Below are 19,497 nucleotides of genomic sequence, written 5' to 3'. Positions count from 1 at the left end.
TCTGGCAGTCATGTGCAAAGGGCCTTGCCCCGACGATTGCTGGAGAGCAGCCATGACCAACCCGATGACGATCTCAGTGAATTGCCCACCAGACTCCCCGGATGTGGCGCCCGTGTTCCGGTGCGCCGGCCGCTGGCTCAGTGAAATCCAGGCTGGTACCGAAACCGCCGCGAAAACCACTGCCTTTATTCGCCGACGCTTCCTGCAGGCCTATGGTGCCGAGCCTGTTCTGCGTGTGCCTGGCCTGCTGGCGTTGACCACGGCCCAGGGCTCGTTACTGGCTGCGGTGGGTGTTCGCAGTGCCGGTCAGGAGCGTCTGTTTCTGGAGGATTATCTGTCCACGCCGGTGGAAACCGTGATGCCGGCCCCCGGTCAGGATCGCAATGACATTGCTGAGATCGCGCATCTGGCGGGGGTTGAAGCGGGCGTGAGCCGATACCTGTTTGCCTCCCTGTCGCTGTGGCTGCACAACTCGGGCTTCCGCTGGGTGGTCTGTACCGGCACCGATCAACTTCGTAACAGCTTCCACCGACTGGGCATTCCCACCCAGGTGATCGCCAACGCCGACCCTGCCCGCCTTGCCGACGGTGGCGCGGGCTGGGGACGTTACTACGAGCACCAGCCGGTGGTGATGGCCATTCGCGTGGCCGATGGCATTGCCGCATTGGAAAATGGCGGCTTGCTTCGACTGGTGCAGCCCGTGGCGCCGGCAACAGTCAACCAGGACAACGGAGGTGCGGTTTATGGCCACCTTGCCTGAATATTTTCAACAACTTCACGCGCAGGTCCGGGAGCATCCGGACCGGGTGGCATTGAAAGGCGCGGATGGTGAACTGAGTTACGGCCAGATGTGGCAGGCCGCTGGTGAACTGGCGCAGCAATTGAAAGATCGTGGTGTCCGCCGGGTGGGGCTGTGCGGTGACAACTCCGTTGCCTGGGTGCTGGCGGACTTGGCGTGCCTGTTGGCCGATGTGGTGTGCGTTCCGGTACCGGTGTTTTTCGCCCAGAACCAGATCGACCATCTGACCCGACGGGCGGCGCTGGAAGCCATGTTGGTCAGTGACGCCTCGTTATCCAGGAATGCTCAGGCGCTGGGCCACGGCGTCTGGCTGCAATCCCTGCCAGTCTTTCCGGCCCCGGCCCGGATGCCGGAAGAAACGGCCAAGATTACGTTTACCTCCGGCAGCACCGGCACACCCAAGGGGGTCTGTCTGTCGGTAAGTCAGATGACCGCCACCACTCTGGCGCTGAAAGAGCGTTTGAACCACGTCAAACTTGAGCGACATCTTTGCATCCTCCCGTTGGCCACCCTGCTTGAGAACATCGCGGGTGTATACCTGCCCCTGCTGATGGGCGCCACGGTCACCGTTGCCCCGTTGCAGAGTCTGGGAATGAACGGTAGCAGTGGTTTGTCGCTGGAACAGCTGGTGGCTGGCATCCAGCAGCATCAGCCGCATTCCATGATTTTGGTGCCGGAATTGGCCATGGCCCTGGTTCACGCGGCCGAACAGGGCGAACTGAAACACCATGATTTCCGATTCCTGGCCGTGGGTGGTGGTCGTGTGTCACCGGCACTGCTGGCGCGCGCCGGAGCGGTGGAACTGCCGCTGTACGAGGGCTATGGCCTGTCCGAATGTGCGTCGGTGGTGGCGCTGAATGTGCCCGGCGCGGCTCGTGTCGGTACCGTGGGCCGCCCTCTGAACCATGTTGAGGTCCGGGTGGATGAGGATCGACGCATTCTGGTTCGGGGTAATACCCATCTGGGCTACCTGGGGGATGAGCCGGTCGCCGAACAGGATGACTGCTGGCTGGACACCGGGGACCTCGGGGCACTCGACCCCGACGGGTTCCTCTCAGTCAATGGCCGGGCCAAGAATCTGCTGATTACCAGCTTTGGCCGCAATATCAGCCCGGAGTGGCTTGAGAGTGAACTGATCCAGGCGGTTGGTGCAAGGCAGGCCGTGGTGCTGGGCGATGGCGAAGTACAGCCGTTTGCCCTGTTGGTGATGGCCGGTGGCCGCCCCGTTGAGGCGGTTCATAATGCCCTGGCCCGCCTGAATGAACGCCTGCCGGATTACGCCCGATTGAGTTCTGTCTACATACGTCATCAACCGCTGACGGCCGGGCAGGGCTATGTCACGGCCAATGGCCGGCCGATACGTCACCGACTGCAGGCGGACTTGCCGGTGTTAATGGCAGACGCCCTATTCCTTTCCCTGAATGCTTCCGGAGCCGTGCCGTCGTCTCGTACGGCTTCCTCCCCTACCCGCAATACCCACTATCAGGAGTCCTGATCATGACTTTCTTTGACCAATTGCAATCTGAAACCGCAGATGCCCGTGCCCACGTCACCAGTGCGCCCGTGATCACTGCTATCCGCGAGGGTCGTTTCAACCTCGAGGGTTACACCTGGTTTCTTACCCAGGCGTATCACCACGTCAAACATACCGTGCCGCTGATGATGGCTTGTGGTGCGCAGTTGCCGGCGCGCCTGGAGTTTGTCCGCAAGGCCCTGGTGGAATACATCGATGAAGAGTATGGCCATGACGAATGGATCCTGAACGACCTGGTGGCCTGCGGCGAAGATCGGGAAGCCATGCGTAATAGCCGCCCGGACGCCAGTATTGAGCTGATGGTGGCCTATCTGTACGACGCCATCCAGCGGGGCAATCCGGCCACTTTCTTTGGCATGGTGCAGGTGCTGGAAGGCACTTCCATCGAGCTGGCCACCCCGCTGGGCAAGGCCATCCAGACGCAGCTGGGCTTGCCGGACAAAGCCTTCAGCTACCTGTATTCCCATGGTGAGCTGGATCAGGAACACTTCGAATTCTTCCGTAACCTGATGAACGACATCACCGACCCGGACGATCAGCAGGCCATTATTCAGGGTGCCCGCATGGTTTACCGGTTGTATGGCGACATGTTGCACAACATTCCCCTGGAAACCGGTACCAAGGAGCCTGGGCATGAAGCTGCGTGACCGCACGTTTCTGTTGCTGGGTGCATCGGGGGGGATTGGCCAGGCGCTGGTCAAGCCCCTGCAGGCGGCCGGCGCGCGGGTGATTACCGCGTCGCGGCAGCCGGAAAACCTTTCACATCAGGCGGGGGTGGCCACTGCCCACCTGGACCTGGCGGCCGAGGATCTCGACCAGCAACTGATCCGGCTGAGTGAGTCTTACCCCGATATCGATGGCGTAATTCATTGTGCCGGCCAGAATCGTTTTGCCGCTCTTGAGGATATGACGGTGTCGCAGATAGATGCCCAACTGGACGTCAATTTGCGCTCCGCCATGCTGTTGGCCCGGCATTTTGTACCCCGGTTCCGGAAGGGAGGCACTGGCGCGCTGGTTTTCGTGGGCTCCACGTTCGGCAGCATCGGCTTCCCCGGCTACACCGGTTACTGCGCCAGCAAGTTCGGCTTGCGGGGGTTCAGTGAGGCCTTGCGTCGGGAGCTGGCGGATACGCCGCTGCAGGTGGTGTATGTCGCACCGCGCGCCACCCAAACCGCCATGAACCCCACCGAAGTGGAGGAGCTGAACCGGGCCCTGGGTAACAAAATGGATGCGCCGGAGCAGGTGGCCAACCACATTCTGGCGGCGATGCAGAAGGATGAGCGCCGTCGTTTCCTGGGTTGGCCTGAAAAGGCGTTTGTCGTGATTAATGGTCTCTTCCCGAAGATAGTGGACAAGGCCATGTTGAAGCAGTTGCCGGTGATCCACCGGTTTCTGAAAGGAGGAGTGTAATGATGAGGACCCTGATTCTGTCTTTGCTGGTGGTGCTGACGACACCGGTTTGGGCTGCCGACATGGCATCCGAGCTGGCCGGCATCCAGTCACGCTGGGATCAAATTCAGTACCAGATGCCGGAGGACAAAAAAGAGGCGGCGTTTGAGAAGCTGGCCAAGGAAACCGAACAGCTGGTAAACCGTTACCCGGATAAGGCCGAGCCGCTGATCTGGCAAGGCATTGTGTTGAGCACCTATGCTGGGGCCAAGGGCGGGCTGGGTGCCCTGGGTGTGGTTAAGGATGCCAAGGTCGCCCTGGAAAAAGCGATCGAGATCGATCCCGACGCCCTCAACGGCTCAGCCTATACCTCTCTGGGCAGCCTGTATTATCAGGTCCCGGGCTGGCCACTGGGTTTTGGCGATGACGACAAGGCAAAAGCCTACCTGCAGAAGGCGCTGGCGCTGAACCCGGACGGCCTGGACCCGAATTATTTCTTCGGGGATTTCCTGCTTGAGCAGGATGAGCCACAAAGGGCCCGGGTGTATCTACAGAAAGCGCTGGCTGCGCCGGCACGCCCGGGGCGACCCATTGCCGACGCTGGCCGAAAACAGGAAGCCCAGGAACGCCTGGACCGGATTTGAGTCAGTATGACCGGCTACCTGGCCGGTCATACTCTATGATGGTGTTGGCTTATCGCTTCTATAAGAAAACAGCATTTCATCTTTATGCCGTTTGCATATATGCTTAGATCAAAATATAGGATTCCTGAGCATTTGACGACATCCGAGGTGAAACACCATGAGCCAGCCCATCGTCCAGCATTTCTTTGACGAACCGACCAACACCTTCAGCTATGTGGTGCGGGACCCGGACAGCCAGGCCTGCGCCATTATCGATTCGGTGCTGGATTTTGATTACGCCGCCGGTCGCACCGACGTGCGCTCAGCGGATGACATCATCCGGTACGTGGAAGAGCACAACCTGTCCGTGGAGTGGATCCTGGAGACCCATGTCCATGCCGACCATCTGTCCGCTGCGCCCTACCTGCATGAAAGGCTGGGTGGCAAAACCGGCATTGGTGCCAATATTGCGTTGGTCCAGGAAGTGTTCGGCAAGGCCTTCAACGCGGGTACCGAGTTTGCCCGGGACGGCAGCCAGTTTGATCGGTTGTTCGAGGAAGGCGATACCTTTGCCATCGGCAATCTCGAAGGCCGGGTACTACATACGCCCGGCCACACCCCCGCCTGCCTGACCTACGTGATCGGGGATGCCGGTTTTGTCGGCGATACCCTGTTCATGCCGGATTTTGGCACCGCCCGTTGTGACTTCCCGGGCGGCGATGCCCGTACTCTGTATCAGTCCATCCAGAAAGTCCTGTCGCTGCCGCCGGAGACCCGGCTGTTCATGTGTCATGACTATGGCACGCCGGAACGTGATGAATTCCTGCATATGACCACCGTGGCCGAGGAGCGCGAGGCCAACATCCATGTGCATGAGGGGGTCAGCGAAGAGGAATTCGTGAAAATGCGCTCGGAACGGGATGCCACCCTGGATATGCCGCGCCTGATTCTGCCTTCGGTGCAGGTGAACATGCGCGCCGGCCATATGCCTCCCGCCGAGGACAATGGCCAGGTCTACCTGAAGGTGCCCATCAACCGGTTCTGAGTCGCGCATGAACGTAAAACGTTACCTGCCCATTCTGGAATGGGCGCCGGCCTATGGTCGCGACCAGGCCACCAGCGATCTGGTGGCTGCGGTTATTGTGACCGTCATGCTGATCCCGCAGTCCCTGGCCTATGCCTTGTTGGCGGGTTTGCCCGCGCAGGTCGGATTGTACGCCAGTATCCTGCCCCTGGTGATTTATGCGGTCTTTGGCACCAGTCGCACGCTTGCGGTAGGGCCGGTGGCCGTGGCTTCCTTGATGACCGCCACCGCGCTGTCGCCGATTGCTGAAGCGGGCTCCAGTGCCTACATCGCCGGTGCGGTGCTGCTGGCGGTGATGTCCGGGATCATGCTGACGCTCATGGGCGTGTTTCGTCTGGGATTCCTGGCCAACTTCCTGAGTCATCCGGTGATTTCAGGGTTCATTACCGCCTCCGGGCTGGTGATTGCAGCCAGCCAGCTCAAGCACATCCTTGGCGTGCAGGCTTCCGGCCATAACCTGATTGAGATTGTGCATTCGATTATGGGGGCTGTGGGTAACACCAACGGTTATACCCTGGCCATCGGTGTCGCTGCCTGGGCTTTCCTGTTGCTTTCGCGCAAGCATGCCAAGCCCTTTTTCAAAGCCCTGGGCGCAAAGCCGCGGCTGGCGGAGATTCTCGCCAAAACCGCCCCGATTCTGGCGGTGGTGGCCACCACCCTGGTGGCCTGGGTGTTCAGCCTGGATGAGAAAGGGGTCCGACTGGTGGGTGAGGTGCCATCCGGGCTTCCGGCATTCACCCTGCCGCCGCTGGATACCGGGTTGTGGTCGCAGTTGGCGGTCAGCGCACTGCTGATCAGCGTGGTGGGCTTTGTGGAGTCCGTGTCCGTGGGCCAGACCCTGGCCGCCAAACGCCGACAGCGCATCGACCCGGACCAGGAACTGATTGGTCTGGGGACTGCCAACCTGGGGGCCGGGTTTTCCGGCGGCATGCCGGTGACCGGGGGATTCTCTCGCTCAGTGGTCAATTTTGACGCCGGCGCGGAAACCCCGGCAGCCGGTGCCTATACCGCTGTGGGTATTGCGTTGGCCACCCTGTTCCTGACTCCGGCGATTGCCTATTTGCCTCAGGCAACGCTGGCGGCCACCATCATTGTGGCGGTGACCACCCTGATCGATCTGCCGGCGCTGGGGCGCACCTTTCGGTATTCGCGCACGGACTTTGGCGCCATGCTGGCGACCATTGTGCTCACGTTGGGTCACAGCGTGGAGGCCGGCATTATCGCCGGCGTGGCCCTGTCGATCGGGCTGTTTCTGTATCGTACCAGTCGTCCTCACAGCGCCGTGGTGGGTCGGGTGCCTGGCACCGAGCACTTTCGCAACGTGCTGCGCCATGACGTGGAACTGTGTCCGAAAGTCACCTTTCTGCGGGTGGATGAAAGCCTGTATTTCGCCAATGCGCGGTTTCTGGAGGAAACGGTGATGGATCTGGTCAGCGAAGAGCGGAAGTTGACCGATCTGGTGCTGGTGTGTCCGGCGGTGAACCTGATTGATGCCTCGGCACTGGAAAGCCTGGAGGCCATCAATGAGCGTCTGCATGATGCCGGCGTCAGACTACACTTATCAGAGGTGAAAGGCCCGGTGATGGATCGCCTTAAGGGCACGGAGCTTCTTGAACACCTGAGCGGCCGGATTTTCCTCAGTACCTATGACGCCTGGCAGGCCCTGACTGACAAGGCGGACCCGGAACCGGAAATCAGCCGGGTGGGGTGATCGGGTTGACCGAAACGGGGGTATGAATGACCATCCCGCAGATTTCGACGCCAGATACGGGTAAGCCGCCATGGGTATGACTGAGAACTTGCTGTCCACCGGTCAGTGGCTGGTGACGGCAGTACTGTTTGTGCTGATTCTGGTTGCCGCCCTGCGCAGCATTGACTGGCAGGCCCTCCGCAAGGATCAGGCCCTGCAGCACTCTTTTTTTGGGGCCGCGGTGGTCCTTGGGTTTCTCTGGCAGTTGCGCGCGGGCATTTCTCCGGGGCTGGCCATCCATATTTTTGGCCTGACGGTGATCACCTTGATGCTGGGTTGGGGGCTGGCGGTCCTGAGCGGCCTGCTGGCGCTGGTGATCACGGTGATTCTCGGCAAGGAACCGCCGATTATGTACGCCGCCAACGGTCTGATCACGGTCATGATCCCGGCGCTAGTGACCCACGCCATCATGCGCTGGGAGCGACGGCGTAATTTCCGCAACTTCTTCGCCTACATCTTTTTCTGCGGCTTTTTCGGCGCGGGCATCTCGGTGGCCATCGCCGGCCTGAGCATGTGCCTGTTGCTGTGGACCAGCGGTACCTACGACTTTGACGAGCTGGTGCACGAATACATCCGTTACCTGCCGCTGTTCATGCTGCCCGAAGGCTTTATCAATGGCGTCTTTGTGACGGGGCTGATGGTGTTTCACCCGGACCGTCTGACCACTCTTGACCAGCGGCGTTACCGCTGACTGCGGTCCAGTTTGCCAGCCACGGCAGTACCTCGCTGGCCGGCATGGGGCGCGCAATACCGAAACCCTGCACCTGGTTGCAGCCCATTTCCCGCAGGGCGCGTCCGTGCTCCATGGTTTCCACGCCTTCGGCCAGCACGGTGTGGTTGAAGCGCTGTGCCATGAAAATCACGCTCTCCACGATGGCCCGGTCGCTGTCGCTGGCCAGCATGCTCATCACGAAGCTCTTGTCGATCTTGATCACATCCACCGGCAGGGTGCGCAGGTAGGTCAATGATGAGAAGCCGGTACCAAAATCGTCCAGCGCCACCTGGACCCCCAGCTCCCGGCAACGGGTCAGCACGTTACCGGCCCGCTTGGTGTCTTCGAGTGCCGTGGATTCCAGTACTTCAAGGGTGATCTGGCTGGGACAGACTTCCGGATGGCTCTGCAGATAGCGTTTGAGGTAGGCCTCAAAGCTCGGGTCCATGAGGTGAGCAGAGTTGATGTTGATACACACCGCGAGGTTCTGGCTCGCTTCCCGCCACAGGTTCATCTGATGAATGGCTTCCTTTAACACCCACTGGCCCATGGGTATCTCCAGGTGGCTGTTTTCCACCACTGGCAGGAACTGCCCCGGCGGAATGAGTCCCTTTTCCGGATGTTGCCAGCGGATCAGAGCCTCAAAGCCCACCACCGCACAGTCCGCCATGCGAACCTGAGGCTGGAAGTGCAGCACGAATTCATTGTTCTCCAGCGCCTGGCTGATTTCGGTCAGGCGCTCACGGCGTAGCCGGCGTGACGCATGCTGGCCCGGGTCAAACACCTGGAACTGGTTTCGGCCCTTTTCCTTGGCCGCGTACATGGCCTGGTCAGCGTGACGGATCAGGGCTTCGGCGTCGGTATGGTCGTCCGGGTAGAGGGTAATGCCCAAACTGGCCGTCAGTGTCAGGTTGGTGTCCTCAGTGATTGGGACTGGTTCGCCCACCGCTGCAAGAATGCGCTGGTAGGTTGTCTCGCAATGCTCGGACTGCAGCAGTAGAACAAATTCGTCACCACCGATCCGGGCCACGGTATCGCCACTGCGTACGGTGCGGGAAAGACGCTCGCCAATGGTTCTCAGGGCATGATTGCCGGCCTCATGGCCATGGAAGTCGTTCAGGGACTTGAAGTTGTCCAGATCCAGATAGCAGATGGACAGCGAATGGCCCTGTCGGTCGGCGTGGCCACAGGCGGTGCGCAGTCGTTCTTCCAGTAACTGCCGGTTGGGCAGGCCGGTCAGGTCGTCGTAGTTGGCCGCCCGGTCCAGCTCCTTGGCGTGGTTCTTGAGGGCGGTGATGTCCGAAAACGCCGCCACATGGTAACAGCGCCCCGGTTCTTCCAGGTGCACCCGGCTGATGGACAACAGCTCCACGAACTCCTCGCCGTTCTTGCGCCGGTTCCACATCTCGCCGCGCCAATGATCGTTTTCCTCAATGGCTTGCCACATGGACCGGTAATAATCGTCTGAGTGCCGGCCGGAGCTGAGAATGGAAGGGTTCTGGCCCAGGACTTCCTCCCGGCTGTAACCGGTAATGCGGGAGAAGGACGGGTTGGCGTCGATAATGTGGTTGTGATGATCAGTAATGATGATGGCTTCGTGGCTGCGGTCGAACACACTGGCGGCGATTCGCAGGCCGCGCTCACCATTTTTCCGGTCGGATATGTTGGTCTGGACCACCACGAATCCTGGCGCTACGCCTTCGGGTTCGCCAATGGGGACACAGTAGGTGTGCACCCAATAAGGCTTGCCCTCGGCGGTGTAATGCAGCAGGTCTTCCTCGAAGGCATCGCCGTTGCGTACGCTTTGGCGGATGGCATCGATGGTTTCCCGGCAGGTGTCCGGTCCGGCCAGGATGGCTTCCGGGTCCTGGCCGGTGACGGCTTTGAGGGTGTATCCCGTGTGTTCCTCAAACGACCGGTTAACCCATTGGATGCGTCCGCTACCGTCCAGCACAAGAACCATGTTGCGGGTGGCGGTGGCCACCAATGCCAGTCTTTTGGGGTCAATGCCCGGAAGAGGCTGCAGAGGTTCTGGGCGTGGCGGCATAAAAACGGTTCCAGCGGTTGATGGTATTAATCTCTCTCCGTCCTTGTGAGATTGCGTCGCGAACATACATCCATTGCAAATTTATTGCAGAATCGTGACGGGCAGCGGATGCTACCTGATTGCCATAATTGAGAACATGTCGCATGACGGGTGATTTGTTGATGAGGGTCAATTCTGGTGCATATAGGGTGCTATGCACCAGAAAGCATCACTGTCGCCAGCGGGAGTGCTTTTGCAGTTTGCGTTGGAGTGTGCGGCGGTGCATGTTCAATGCCCGTGCGGTGGCGGAGATGTTTCCGTCATTTTCATTGAGAACCCGTTGGATGTGTTCCCACTCCATTTCCTCGACGGACGGTGGCTCCGCCCGCAGATCCGGCGCGCTTTCCAGCGGTTCGAAGCCACTGAGCAACTGGTTCACGGTGACCGGCTTGCACAGGTAATTCACCGCGCCCCGGCGCATGGCTTCGACTGCGGTGGCGATGCTGCCATAGCCGGTCAGCACCAGCACATCCAGTTCCGGGCATTGGGTTAGCAGCTCCGGCAGCAGCTGCAGGCCACTGTCGCCGGCCAGGTTGAGATCCAGGACGCAGCGATCCGGTTGGGTGGTTTTCAATATATCGAGCGCCTGTTCCCGGCTGTGGGCCTGGCTGCTGGTAATGCCATGGCGGTCAAGCGATCGGGCCAGAATCTGGACAAACGCCTGGTCGTCGTCCACCAGTAGCCAGTGTTCCTGCTCTGCCATACTAGACTTCTCCCGTTTGACCGACAGAGACCGGAAGGTCAATTACCATGGTGGTCCCGTTGTCGTCGGCCCTTGCTCTCAGTGTCCCGCCCAGTCGCTGGATGGTGGCGTTGGACAGGAAAAGACCCACCCCCAGCCCATCACGAGATTCCACGATGTCTTCTCCCGGTGCTCCCTGCAGGGCTGCCTCAAGGCCATCGCCGTGGTCCTCAACCACCAGCTCCACGCGTTCTTCGGTAGTGCGCGTACTGACCTTCACCCAGAGCGGGCTGGCCGTCAGGGCATTGGCCAACAGGTTCAGGATGGCCTGGTCAAGTGTCGCATCCACGGCCACCGGGGCAGAAGGTACGTTGTCCGGCCAGTGGATTGGGCCGGCGGGCCAAAGCAATGTGGCGGATTCCCGCAGGCGGGCCACCCATTGTGGGAAGGACAGGGTTTCCCGCTGCGCGCCCCGGGCCTCCACCGCAGCTTTCGTCAGTTGCTGTAAATGCCCGCTGCACAGTGTCAGTTGTTGTTCCATCAGTTGCAGATCGTCTTCCACCGCTTTGGCGGTAGGTTCGTCCAGCTGATTGCGGATTTCATCCAGTAACAGGGTCACGGTATTCAAGGGGGTTCCGAGACGGTGAGCCACCGCAGCAGCCGAAAGACCGAGGGAGATGATCTGTTCGTCGCGCAGGCGGTTTTCGCGGAACTGGGCCAGCTGGGTTTGTTGCAGTCGTAGACGCTGCGCCAGCGTGCCCACGACGAGCAGAAGAATGGCAGCGGTCAGGGCAAAAGTGACCCACATTCCCCCCAGGTGCAGTTCCGCCAGGTTGCCCACATTGCCCTGGTGCATGTGGTTGCCGGACATCACCGGCGCATGCCAAAGCACCAGCACCGTATAGGCGGCGATGCCAGCCAGGGTCAGGGCGATGCTCTGGCTCAGGGGTACCAGAATGATGGCCACGGCAATGGGTAGTAACAACAAGGAGACCAGCGGGTTGGTATAGCCGCCGGTGAAGTACAGCCAGGCGCTGATCAGTGCGAGGTCCCCCGCCAGGGTCAGGGTGACGGCCAGAGAACGGGTTGGCGGTCGGCGGCTGAACCAGAGCCAACCGAGGATCGAGAGCACGGCATAGAGCAGGCAAAGCAGCAGGGCCTCGGCCCGGTAGGGCAAGGCGATGACCGTCTCGGCCACGGCAACGGCCACCAGCGTTGATGCAATGATCGCCAGACGCATGGCCAGCAGGTAGCGCGCCGCCTGCCGGTAGCCGGTTTGAGAGTGAGTGAGCCATTCCATAGCGCGATTCTAGCAGCAAGCCCGCACAAAGGGGCGGGCAGTGTCATTCTGTCGCACGTCGGGCGGGAAAATAACAGGCCAGTTGCTGGGAAGCCACGTCCGCAGACAACTGCAACGGCTGGTTGCCCAGGTGATATACCCGCACGGCCTGTTCGACGGCGCTGGCGTCGGAATCAACCGGGTCCGGCTCGGGCAGGTGGTCCGGATAGTACTGGCAGTGGGAGCTGTCAGGGAACAGGGCGGCGTAGGCAGTGCCCGTTTCCACCAGGTCCTGGAAAAAGTGGGAACCGTAAGATAAATCCGGCACCATTTCCCCGGATTTCTCCGACACTTCCACCAGGGCACTGACGCCGGCAATGTCGGAGAAACGCACGGGCACTCCCAAATCCGGGCTGCTGGTACCCCAGCGGCCGGGGCCGATGAGTAGCGTTCTGGCATTTTCGGTCCGTACCTGAAGGCCAATCAGTCGGGCCACCTCATGGCGTTCGCTGGTGCTGAGATCGGCGTACACGCTGGCGTCGACCCGGATCACCCGGGCAATGGACAGGTTGATGTTCCCGCCCATGAAGTGCCCTTCGGTGCGGAACAACAACTGGCGGGTCTGGAGTCCTTCGGGCACGGTAACAGGACCGGTATCGCCGATGGTGGCCAGTGGCCGGCACTGCACCAGGTTAAAGGCCGGTTCGCCGTGGCGGTCCAGGTGCAGGGTGAATTCCACGTCGACCGGGTGCTCGTAGCCTTGCTCCAGGGTGTGCAGCAGGCTGGCGAGGCGGTCAATGAACGCGGTCTTGTGCACCAGGGGCTGGAAGGTCAGGCGCCACACCGGCCCGGCCAGGCCTATCTGCCGGGCCCGCTCGCTGGCGCTGCGGTCCACCTCCGCCAACTGGGTCATGGGCAGGTCGGACGTGGACTCCAGCAACTGGCTGAGCGGGCGGGTGGCCAGGCTGCCGTCGGCCAGGTCAAGCACATCCACCAAGTGCTGGGAAAAGCGATAGCTCTCGTCCTGGTTACGGAAGGGTTGCCGGCCGGGGTGGTCCAGTGCCATCACGCAGGCGTGGTCGCCTTCAATGCGGTCCACCGCCCGGGTGCCCAGCCCCATGACCAGCCGGACCATGCCGGCTTTCGGGTCCATATGGCTGTCCCAGGTGAAGGTGTTGCGCGAGACGCCAACGCCGGCGGCGTCCGGCAGGTAGTAGCGGTTGTGGAAGCGGCCATTCACCCGCTGGATCAGCAGGGCCATGGGTTCCTCGCGCTGGTCCAGGTCGCGTTGCTGGCGGTACACCAGGGCATCTTCGCTCATGGAGGAGGCGTAGACCTGCCGGATGGCGTCCTCAAAGGCCGCCAGGCGTTGCTCGGGCGAGCCCTGGTTGACCAGGAATACGCTGTCGTACTTGCCGGCGAAAGCATTGCCGAAGCCGTCTTCCTGCAGGCTGGAGGAGCGCACCAGGATGGGGTACTGGCCGTAATGGTCAAGCAGGCGTTCCAGTTCGCAGCGGATTTCCGCCGGGAAACTGCCGGCCAGGATGCCTTCGCGCAGGGCCGGGGCTTCGGAGAGGTAGCCGCTCGCCGAGCGCTGGCGCATGATTGCTGGCCAGAGTCCGTTGTGTACCAGAAAGGCGTAGTAGGCGTCGGTGCCCAGGTAGCTGGAGTCGTGGGGCTCGAGATGTTCCTGCCAGAGCTCGGGCTGCTCGGCGATCAGGATGTTGCGGGCAATCAGCATGCCGGTGGCCTTGCCGCCAATGTACCCGCTGCCCACCAGCCGGCTGCGGATCGACAGCAGGTCCGCCAGCGACAGGTAGCGCCGGGCCAGTGCCAGTATCTGCGGGTCGCGGCTGATCAGGACCTGGAGCACCTGTTCCTGGAGCCGCTCGGTGGCCGCCCGGTCGCCGGTGGCAATGGCCCGGCTGGCGTCCTGGAACAGCCGGTCCCAGTAATCCAGGAGCGGCTGGCGGTGCAGCAGTTCCTGTTCCAGGCTGGCCTGCAGGCGGGTGGCGTCGGTGCTGTCGGTGATGGGCTGGAAGTGCCCGTCCTGCTCCCGGTGGGGCAGGAACATGGTGGGCGACTGCCGGCGCCAGGCCTTGATGGGATGAATCTGCACATCCTGCTGATGCCGGTGAACGTCAATCAATACCTGGGTGGTCTCGCGGATGCGGTCCAGGGTCATGCGGGAATGGCGTTCCGGGTGCAGGGCGAACCAGGCCACGGTATCCAGCTCGAACAGCAGCGGGCACACCACCCGGAAGAAATTGCCCACCATGGCATCGGTGGCCCAGGCGTTGAGCAGTTCGCTCAGGCTGTCGCAGACGTAGAAGGCACCCGGCCCGTGCTGTTCGATCAGGTGCCAGACCCGGCTGGTGAAGCTTTCAAAGCCCCCGAGGGCATCAATGCGGATGGTCTGGACTGAGGGGTGCTGCGCGTCGATGACCGGCGCGTGTTCGCCAAAGCGCAGGTAGATGATCCGGCGGCCCGAGCGGGCGGCGGCATTGACAAAGGGAAGGACGAATCGGCGGTAGTCGTCCAGGTCGGACACCCGCCAGACCACGTTGTCGCCGATTCGAAGGTGATCAAGAACCTCATCCAGTCCGGCGAGGCCGGTGGATACCCGCTCATCGGACTGGTGAGGTTCGTGGTTCATGGGCGGATCAGATTACGCCCATGGCGTTCATGGAGCGAGCCACCCGCAGGAAGCCGTTGATGTTGGCGCCCAGCACGTAGTTGCCCTCGGCGCCGAACTCGGCGGCGGTCTCAAAACAGTTCTTGTGGATATCGATCATGATCTCCTCAAGGCGGCTCTGGGTGTAGTCAAAGCTCCAGCTGTCACGGCTGGCGTTCTGCTGCATTTCCAGCGCCGAGGTGGCCACGCCACCGGCGTTGGCGGCCTTGCCCGGACCGTAGGCCAGCTTCGCCTCCTGGAACAGGACAATGCCTTCCGGCGTGGTCGGCATGTTGGCGCCTTCGGCCACGGCAATACAGCCGTTTTCCACCAGGGTCTTGGCGTCTTTGCCGTTCAGTTCGTTCTGGGTGGCACAAGGCAGGGCCACGTCGCACTTCACCGACCAGATGTTGCCGTCTTCCACGTACTTGGCGTGCTTGTGGAACTCAGTGTAGGCACTGATGCGACGGCGCTCCACTTCCTTGATGCGCTTGACGGTATCCAGGTTGATGCCCTTTTCGTCCACGATGATGCCCTGGGAGTCGGAGCAGGCAATGACCTTGGCGCCCAGTTCGTGTGCCTTCTCAATGGCGTAGATGGCCACGTTGCCGGAACCAGAGACCACCACAGTCTTGCCGTCCAGCGAGTCACCACGGGCTTTCAGCATTTCCTGGGTGAAGAACACGGTGCCGTAACCGGTGGCCTCGGTACGGGCGCGGCTGCCGCCCCAGTCCAGGCCCTTGCCGGTAAACACGCCGGACTCGTAGCGGTTGGTGATGCGCTTGTACTGGCCGAACAGGTAGCCGATTTCACGTCCGCCCACGCCAATGTCGCCGGCCGGTACGTCGGTGTATTCGCCCAGGTGACGGTACAGCTCGGTCATCAGGCTCTGACAGAAACGCATGATTTCAGAGTCGGACTTACCCTTGGGGTCGAAGTCACTGCCGCCCTTTCCGCCGCCGATGGGCAGGCCGGTCAGGGCGTTCTTGAAGATTTGCTCGAAGCCCAGGAACTTGATGATGCCCAGGTAAACAGACGGGTGGAAACGCATGCCGCCTTTATAGGGGCCCAGGGCACTGTTGAATTCCACCCGGAAGGCTCGGTTGATGTGGATTTCGCCTTTGTCGTCCTGCCAGGGCACGCGGAAGATGATCTGGCGTTCCGGCTCACAAATGCGCTGGATGATCTTCTGCTCGGCGAACTCCGGGTATTTCACCAGGACGGGGCCCAGGGTTTCCAGGACCTCGTGGACGGCCTGGTGGAACTCTTTCTCACCGGGATTGCGGTGCAGTACGTCCTGGAAAATCGGTTCGAGTTTTTCGTCAAGTGTGGCTGGCATGGTCAGTAACCTCAATATGCATAAGTCATATGCACAGAGTCGGTGCATATGCCCAAAAATAGTGCATCGATTGAATCATAGCGGGTAGGGATTGGCAAGCTTGCAGCTGGGCCCTCGGTTTTTAGCCAGGTGCGGCAATGTGTCTCAAGCCTCGGGCACCCTGCCTTTTTATAATGCCCGCTCCTTACAAATCATCTTCCTACATCAATACACAAGGATTTCGGCGTTATGATCAGGACCCCTCTGGCTCGTTGTATTGCCCTGGCGCTGACCGGGAGTGCGGTTGCCCCGGCGGCTCAGGCCCAGACCGAGGAAGGCATGTTGATTCGGGTGACCGAAGGTCAGTCGGCAGAAGCGGCAAGGCTGTCCGAGGCAGCTTTGGCCTCAGAGCCGGTCAGTCGGTTGGATGAAAGCCCCTCTGTCTCTCTTTCCCGCCTTGGGGGACGTGGGCTGGACCCGGTCATACGTGGCCAGAGCCAGGAGCGAGTGGACGTTTTGCTGGATGGCATGCGGGTGGAAGGCGCCTGCCCGAACCGCATGGATCCGCCCACCAGCCGATTGAGCACGGCCTTGCCGCAGGTGCTTGAGGTGCGCACCAGCAACCGTACCCTGCGCTGGGGGCCAATCGCCGGTGGTCAGGTGGTCGCGACCACCGCCGCCCCGGAATTCGACGGCAAGATCAGCACCGGCCATGTCACGGTGGGTGGCTCGGATAACGGCAATGGCAAGCTGGCCGCGGCGAGTGCGGCGGTGGGCAATGACGACGCCTATCTGCGTTTATCCGGCGGTTATGAAGAAGCCGACGATTATGAGGACGGCGATGGCGATGAAGTTCGCAGCGCCTTCGAAAACACCGAAGGGCGCGTGGATGGCGCCTGGAAGGCCGATAACGGGTTTTATGTGAAAGGTTCGGCGAGCCGCCAGGAAGAGCGCGATGTGAAGTACGCCTCGATGATGGATGCGCCGAAGACCGACACCGATATGTACAAGCTGGAAATCGGCTCACCGGTGGCCAATGGCGACTGGAGCCTGATGGCCTGGCAGGCGGATGTGGATCACGTGATGGACAACTTCAGCCTGCGTGAGCCGGACATGATGAAAATGCAGACCCTGTCAGAAACCCGCACACAGGGTGCCCGGTTGGTAGTCGATCAGGTATTTAACTACACAAAGGAATTGTCGTTCGGCGTAGATGTTGAGAGCAATGATTGGGACGCAACCCTTTACAGTGGCATGGGCACACCTCCACCCACCAGCATTGCATCCTTTATGTGGCCGGGTGTAGAGCGTGACCGGATAGGTGTGTTTGTTGAAGGGTTCCACCAGATCCGGGCCAACACCAAACTCGGCGCGGGGTTGCGTTACGACCGGGTGGAAATGGACGCCACCGAGGCGGACCAGACCTATATGGTTATGGGAAGCGGAATGAGCAGTCCTGCCACTTTATACGCTCAGAAATATGGCGTTAATGATTTTGAAGCCACGGACGACAACGTCAGCGCTTTTGTCAGTGGTGAGTTCCGTCTGTCGTCATATAACACCCTGGAAGTGATCGCCAGCCACAGTGTTCGAAGCCCTAGCGTCAATGAACGCTATGTGGCAAAAGAAACCAAGAAGGGGACTTGGGTTGGCAACCCGGGCCTGGATACCGAGAAACACCATAAGCTCGAGCTCAGCCTTAACGGCCAGGCCGATAACTGGCACTGGCGTCCGGCGGCCTGGATCGATGAAGTGGACGATTATGTCTACCGCTACGAGCCGCAGAACGGCGACATCCGCTACAAAAACATCGACGCCCGCCTGCTCGGCGTAGAAGCCGAACTGGGCTGGAGCAACGGCACCTGGAGCAGCACCGGTGCCCTGGCCAGCGTGCGCGGTACCAACAAAACCGAGAACCAGCCGTTGCCGCAAATCCCGCCCCTGATGTACACCCACACACTGGCCTGGCAGCACCAGGGCCATACCGTTGAGGCTGAGTGGCAACTGGCCCGTCGGCAGGATCGCATCGATGAAGACTCCGGCCTGGACCCAAGTGAATCGCCCGGTTACGGCGTATTCAATGTGAACGGTACCCATCCGCTGACAGATTACCTGAACCTGAGCTGGGCGGTGGATAACCTGTTTGATAAGACCTGGGCCCCTCATGTCAGCCGCGAAGACACGGTGACGGGTGAGAGTTACCGGGTGAATGAGCCGGGTCGCACTTTCCGATTGGCCCTCACGGCTCGCTGGTAATTAACGGAACTGTCAGGTTGCCCGCTTTCATGGCCGGTGGGTGACTTTCTTGCCCCGTAGGGAGTCATTGGTTTCCTGCGGGGCTTTTTTGTGGGACATCAAGGTGTCACAGGCCTGATGGGCTATGCTTGAGACGTTGAGATCTCTCTTTGTAGGGCGTTTTTCCGCAGGTGAATCTGCTGCTACTATGGGTATTGAGATGTAGTTATTAGCAAAGAACTATAAGGAATTAAGTGCTCATGGGCATCCGACTGTTTGTTCGTGCAAGTTTCGCCATGGCCATTGTCTGGTTGACCGCAGCTGCGGCGGCCCAGGAACCTGAAAAGCTGGATGTGGTCGAGGTTCGCCCTGCGCCGCTTCAGGAGATGGTGCACCTGGATGGCGTGATTGAAGCCGTCAAACAGAGCACGGTTTCGGCCCAGACCAGCGGCACCGTGGTTGAATTGCCCTTTGATGTGGATGACTCGGTCACCGCCGGCGACCTGATCGCACGGCTGGATGACACCGAGCAGCGCTCACGCCTGAATCAGGCCCAGGCGGGCCTTGAGGAAGCCCGCTCGGGGCTGCAGGATGCCCGCCAGCAATACCAGCGTATCGCTGCCATTCGAGAGCGGGGGCTGGTCTCCCAGCAGGAATTCGATACCGCCCGCAACAATCTGAATGCGGCGCAGGCGCGGGTTGAGCGGGCGCAGGCTGCCGTTGAGGAGGCCCGCGAGCAGCTGGATTACACCCGCGTGGTTGCGCCCTACGGTGGGATTGTCACCGAGCGCCATGTTGAGATCGGGGAGTCGGTCAGCCCGGGCCAGCCGTTGATGAGCGGCCTGTCCCTGGAGCAACTGCGAGTGGTGGTGGACCTGCCACAGCAATACGCCGACATAGCGCGAAGTGAAAAACAGGCCACCGTCACCCTCTCCGACGGGCGGGTGCTGGACACCGGCGAGATGACCTTTTACCCCTATGCCGATCCGCAAACTCACACCTTCCGGTTACGCATGCGTCTGACCGAGCCCAATGGCACGCTGTTTCCGGGCATGCTGGTGAAAGTGGGGGTGCCGGTGGCCACCCGCGAGGCATTGTGGATTCCAGAGTCGGCATTGGTTCAGCGCAGCGAGCTACGGGCGGTATTCGCGCTTAATGAGCAGGGGCAGCCCCGCCTGCGCCAGATCCGAGTGGGGGTTCATCAGGACAATCGGCTGGAAGTACTCGCCGGGCTCTCCGAGGGTGAGCGAGTGGTGGCCAACCCGTCCGTGCTGGTGGGCAGCAAGCGTTTGGCCCTGCCCGATTCACCGAACCAGGGCGGGGAGTAAGTTG

At 61.0% G+C, this 19,497-nt stretch carries 15 protein-coding genes; 10 read left to right on the top strand and 5 right to left on the bottom strand.

Features of this window, described 5'->3' with window-relative positions:
* The first annotated feature begins 52 nt into the window (after positions 1-52).
* The 8 genes from BY454_RS01455 (at position 53) to BY454_RS01425 (ending at position 7,870) form a co-directional block, all read left to right on the top strand.
* On the top strand, positions 53-760 hold the full coding sequence (locus tag BY454_RS01455; protein WP_181049625.1) for a thermostable hemolysin: 708 nt from the start codon (positions 53-55) through the stop codon (positions 758-760).
* Complete coding sequence (locus BY454_RS01450; protein ID WP_181049624.1) at positions 744-2,294, top strand: AMP-binding protein; 1,551 nt, start codon at positions 744-746, stop codon at positions 2,292-2,294. Before BY454_RS01455 ends, BY454_RS01450 begins: the two co-directional genes overlap by 17 nt.
* A 2-nt stretch (positions 2,295-2,296) precedes the next feature.
* A complete protein-coding gene (locus BY454_RS17000) occupies positions 2,297-2,980 on the top strand; it encodes a TenA family transcriptional regulator (RefSeq protein WP_181049623.1) in 684 nt (227 codons plus the stop codon).
* Positions 2,967-3,743: an SDR family oxidoreductase gene (locus tag BY454_RS01445; RefSeq protein WP_104414856.1), complete on the top strand. Its 777-nt coding sequence runs from the start codon at positions 2,967-2,969 to the stop codon at positions 3,741-3,743. Before BY454_RS17000 ends, BY454_RS01445 begins: the two co-directional genes overlap by 14 nt.
* 2 nt (positions 3,744-3,745) lie before the next feature.
* Complete coding sequence (locus tag BY454_RS01440; protein ID WP_104414996.1) at positions 3,746-4,366, top strand: tetratricopeptide repeat protein; 621 nt, start codon at positions 3,746-3,748, stop codon at positions 4,364-4,366.
* A 157-nt stretch (positions 4,367-4,523) separates the two neighbouring features.
* Positions 4,524-5,390, top strand: coding sequence for an MBL fold metallo-hydrolase (locus BY454_RS01435; RefSeq protein ID WP_104414855.1), 867 nt, complete (start codon positions 4,524-4,526; stop codon positions 5,388-5,390).
* Between the two features lie 7 nt (positions 5,391-5,397).
* Positions 5,398-7,140, top strand: coding sequence for a SulP family inorganic anion transporter (locus BY454_RS01430; protein ID WP_104414854.1), 1,743 nt, complete (start codon positions 5,398-5,400; stop codon positions 7,138-7,140).
* Between the two features lie 70 nt (positions 7,141-7,210).
* Positions 7,211-7,870, top strand: a complete 660-nt coding sequence (locus BY454_RS01425) for an energy-coupling factor ABC transporter permease (protein ID WP_104414853.1) — start codon at positions 7,211-7,213, stop codon at positions 7,868-7,870.
* Here the strand turns inward: BY454_RS01425 and BY454_RS01420 are convergent.
* The 5 genes from BY454_RS01420 to gdhA form a co-directional block, all read right to left on the bottom strand.
* Positions 7,791-9,938 carry a putative bifunctional diguanylate cyclase/phosphodiesterase gene (locus BY454_RS01420; protein WP_104414852.1) on the bottom strand — a complete coding sequence of 716 codons (2,148 nt, stop codon included), beginning with the start codon at positions 9,936-9,938 and terminating at the stop codon, positions 7,791-7,793. The two genes, BY454_RS01425 and BY454_RS01420, sit on opposite strands and share 80 nt — an antisense overlap.
* A 208-nt stretch (positions 9,939-10,146) precedes the next feature.
* A complete protein-coding gene (locus BY454_RS01415; protein WP_104414851.1) occupies positions 10,147-10,680 on the bottom strand; it encodes a response regulator transcription factor in 534 nt (177 codons plus the stop codon).
* Between the two features lies 1 nt (position 10,681).
* Entirely contained in the window at positions 10,682-11,959 is a 1,278-nt protein-coding gene (locus tag BY454_RS01410) for a sensor histidine kinase (protein WP_104414850.1), read from the bottom strand.
* 43 nt (positions 11,960-12,002) lie between these two features.
* Positions 12,003-14,594: a PEP/pyruvate-binding domain-containing protein gene (locus tag BY454_RS01405; RefSeq protein ID WP_104414849.1), complete on the bottom strand. Its 2,592-nt coding sequence runs from the start codon at positions 14,592-14,594 to the stop codon at positions 12,003-12,005.
* 7 nt (positions 14,595-14,601) lie between these two features.
* Positions 14,602-15,951, bottom strand: coding sequence for an NADP-specific glutamate dehydrogenase (gene gdhA, locus BY454_RS01400; RefSeq protein WP_104414848.1), 1,350 nt, complete (start codon positions 15,949-15,951; stop codon positions 14,602-14,604).
* A gap of 228 nt (positions 15,952-16,179) precedes the next feature.
* Between gdhA and BY454_RS01395 the strand changes: the two genes are divergently transcribed.
* Both BY454_RS01395 and BY454_RS01390 read left to right on the top strand, forming a co-directional pair.
* Positions 16,180-18,186 carry a TonB-dependent receptor domain-containing protein gene (locus BY454_RS01395; protein WP_181049622.1) on the top strand — a complete coding sequence of 669 codons (2,007 nt, stop codon included), beginning with the start codon at positions 16,180-16,182 and terminating at the stop codon, positions 18,184-18,186.
* Between the two features lie 239 nt (positions 18,187-18,425).
* Positions 18,426-19,493: an efflux RND transporter periplasmic adaptor subunit gene (locus tag BY454_RS01390; protein ID WP_104414847.1), complete on the top strand. Its 1,068-nt coding sequence runs from the start codon at positions 18,426-18,428 to the stop codon at positions 19,491-19,493.
* The last annotated feature ends 4 nt before the right edge of the window (positions 19,494-19,497 follow it).

This window comes from Marinobacter persicus (assembly GCF_002934325.1).
GTDB classification, from domain to species: domain Bacteria; phylum Pseudomonadota; class Gammaproteobacteria; order Pseudomonadales; family Oleiphilaceae; genus Marinobacter; species Marinobacter persicus_A.
The sequence above is the reverse complement of the archived record's forward strand: the minus strand, read 5'-3'. Positions and strand labels throughout refer to the sequence as shown.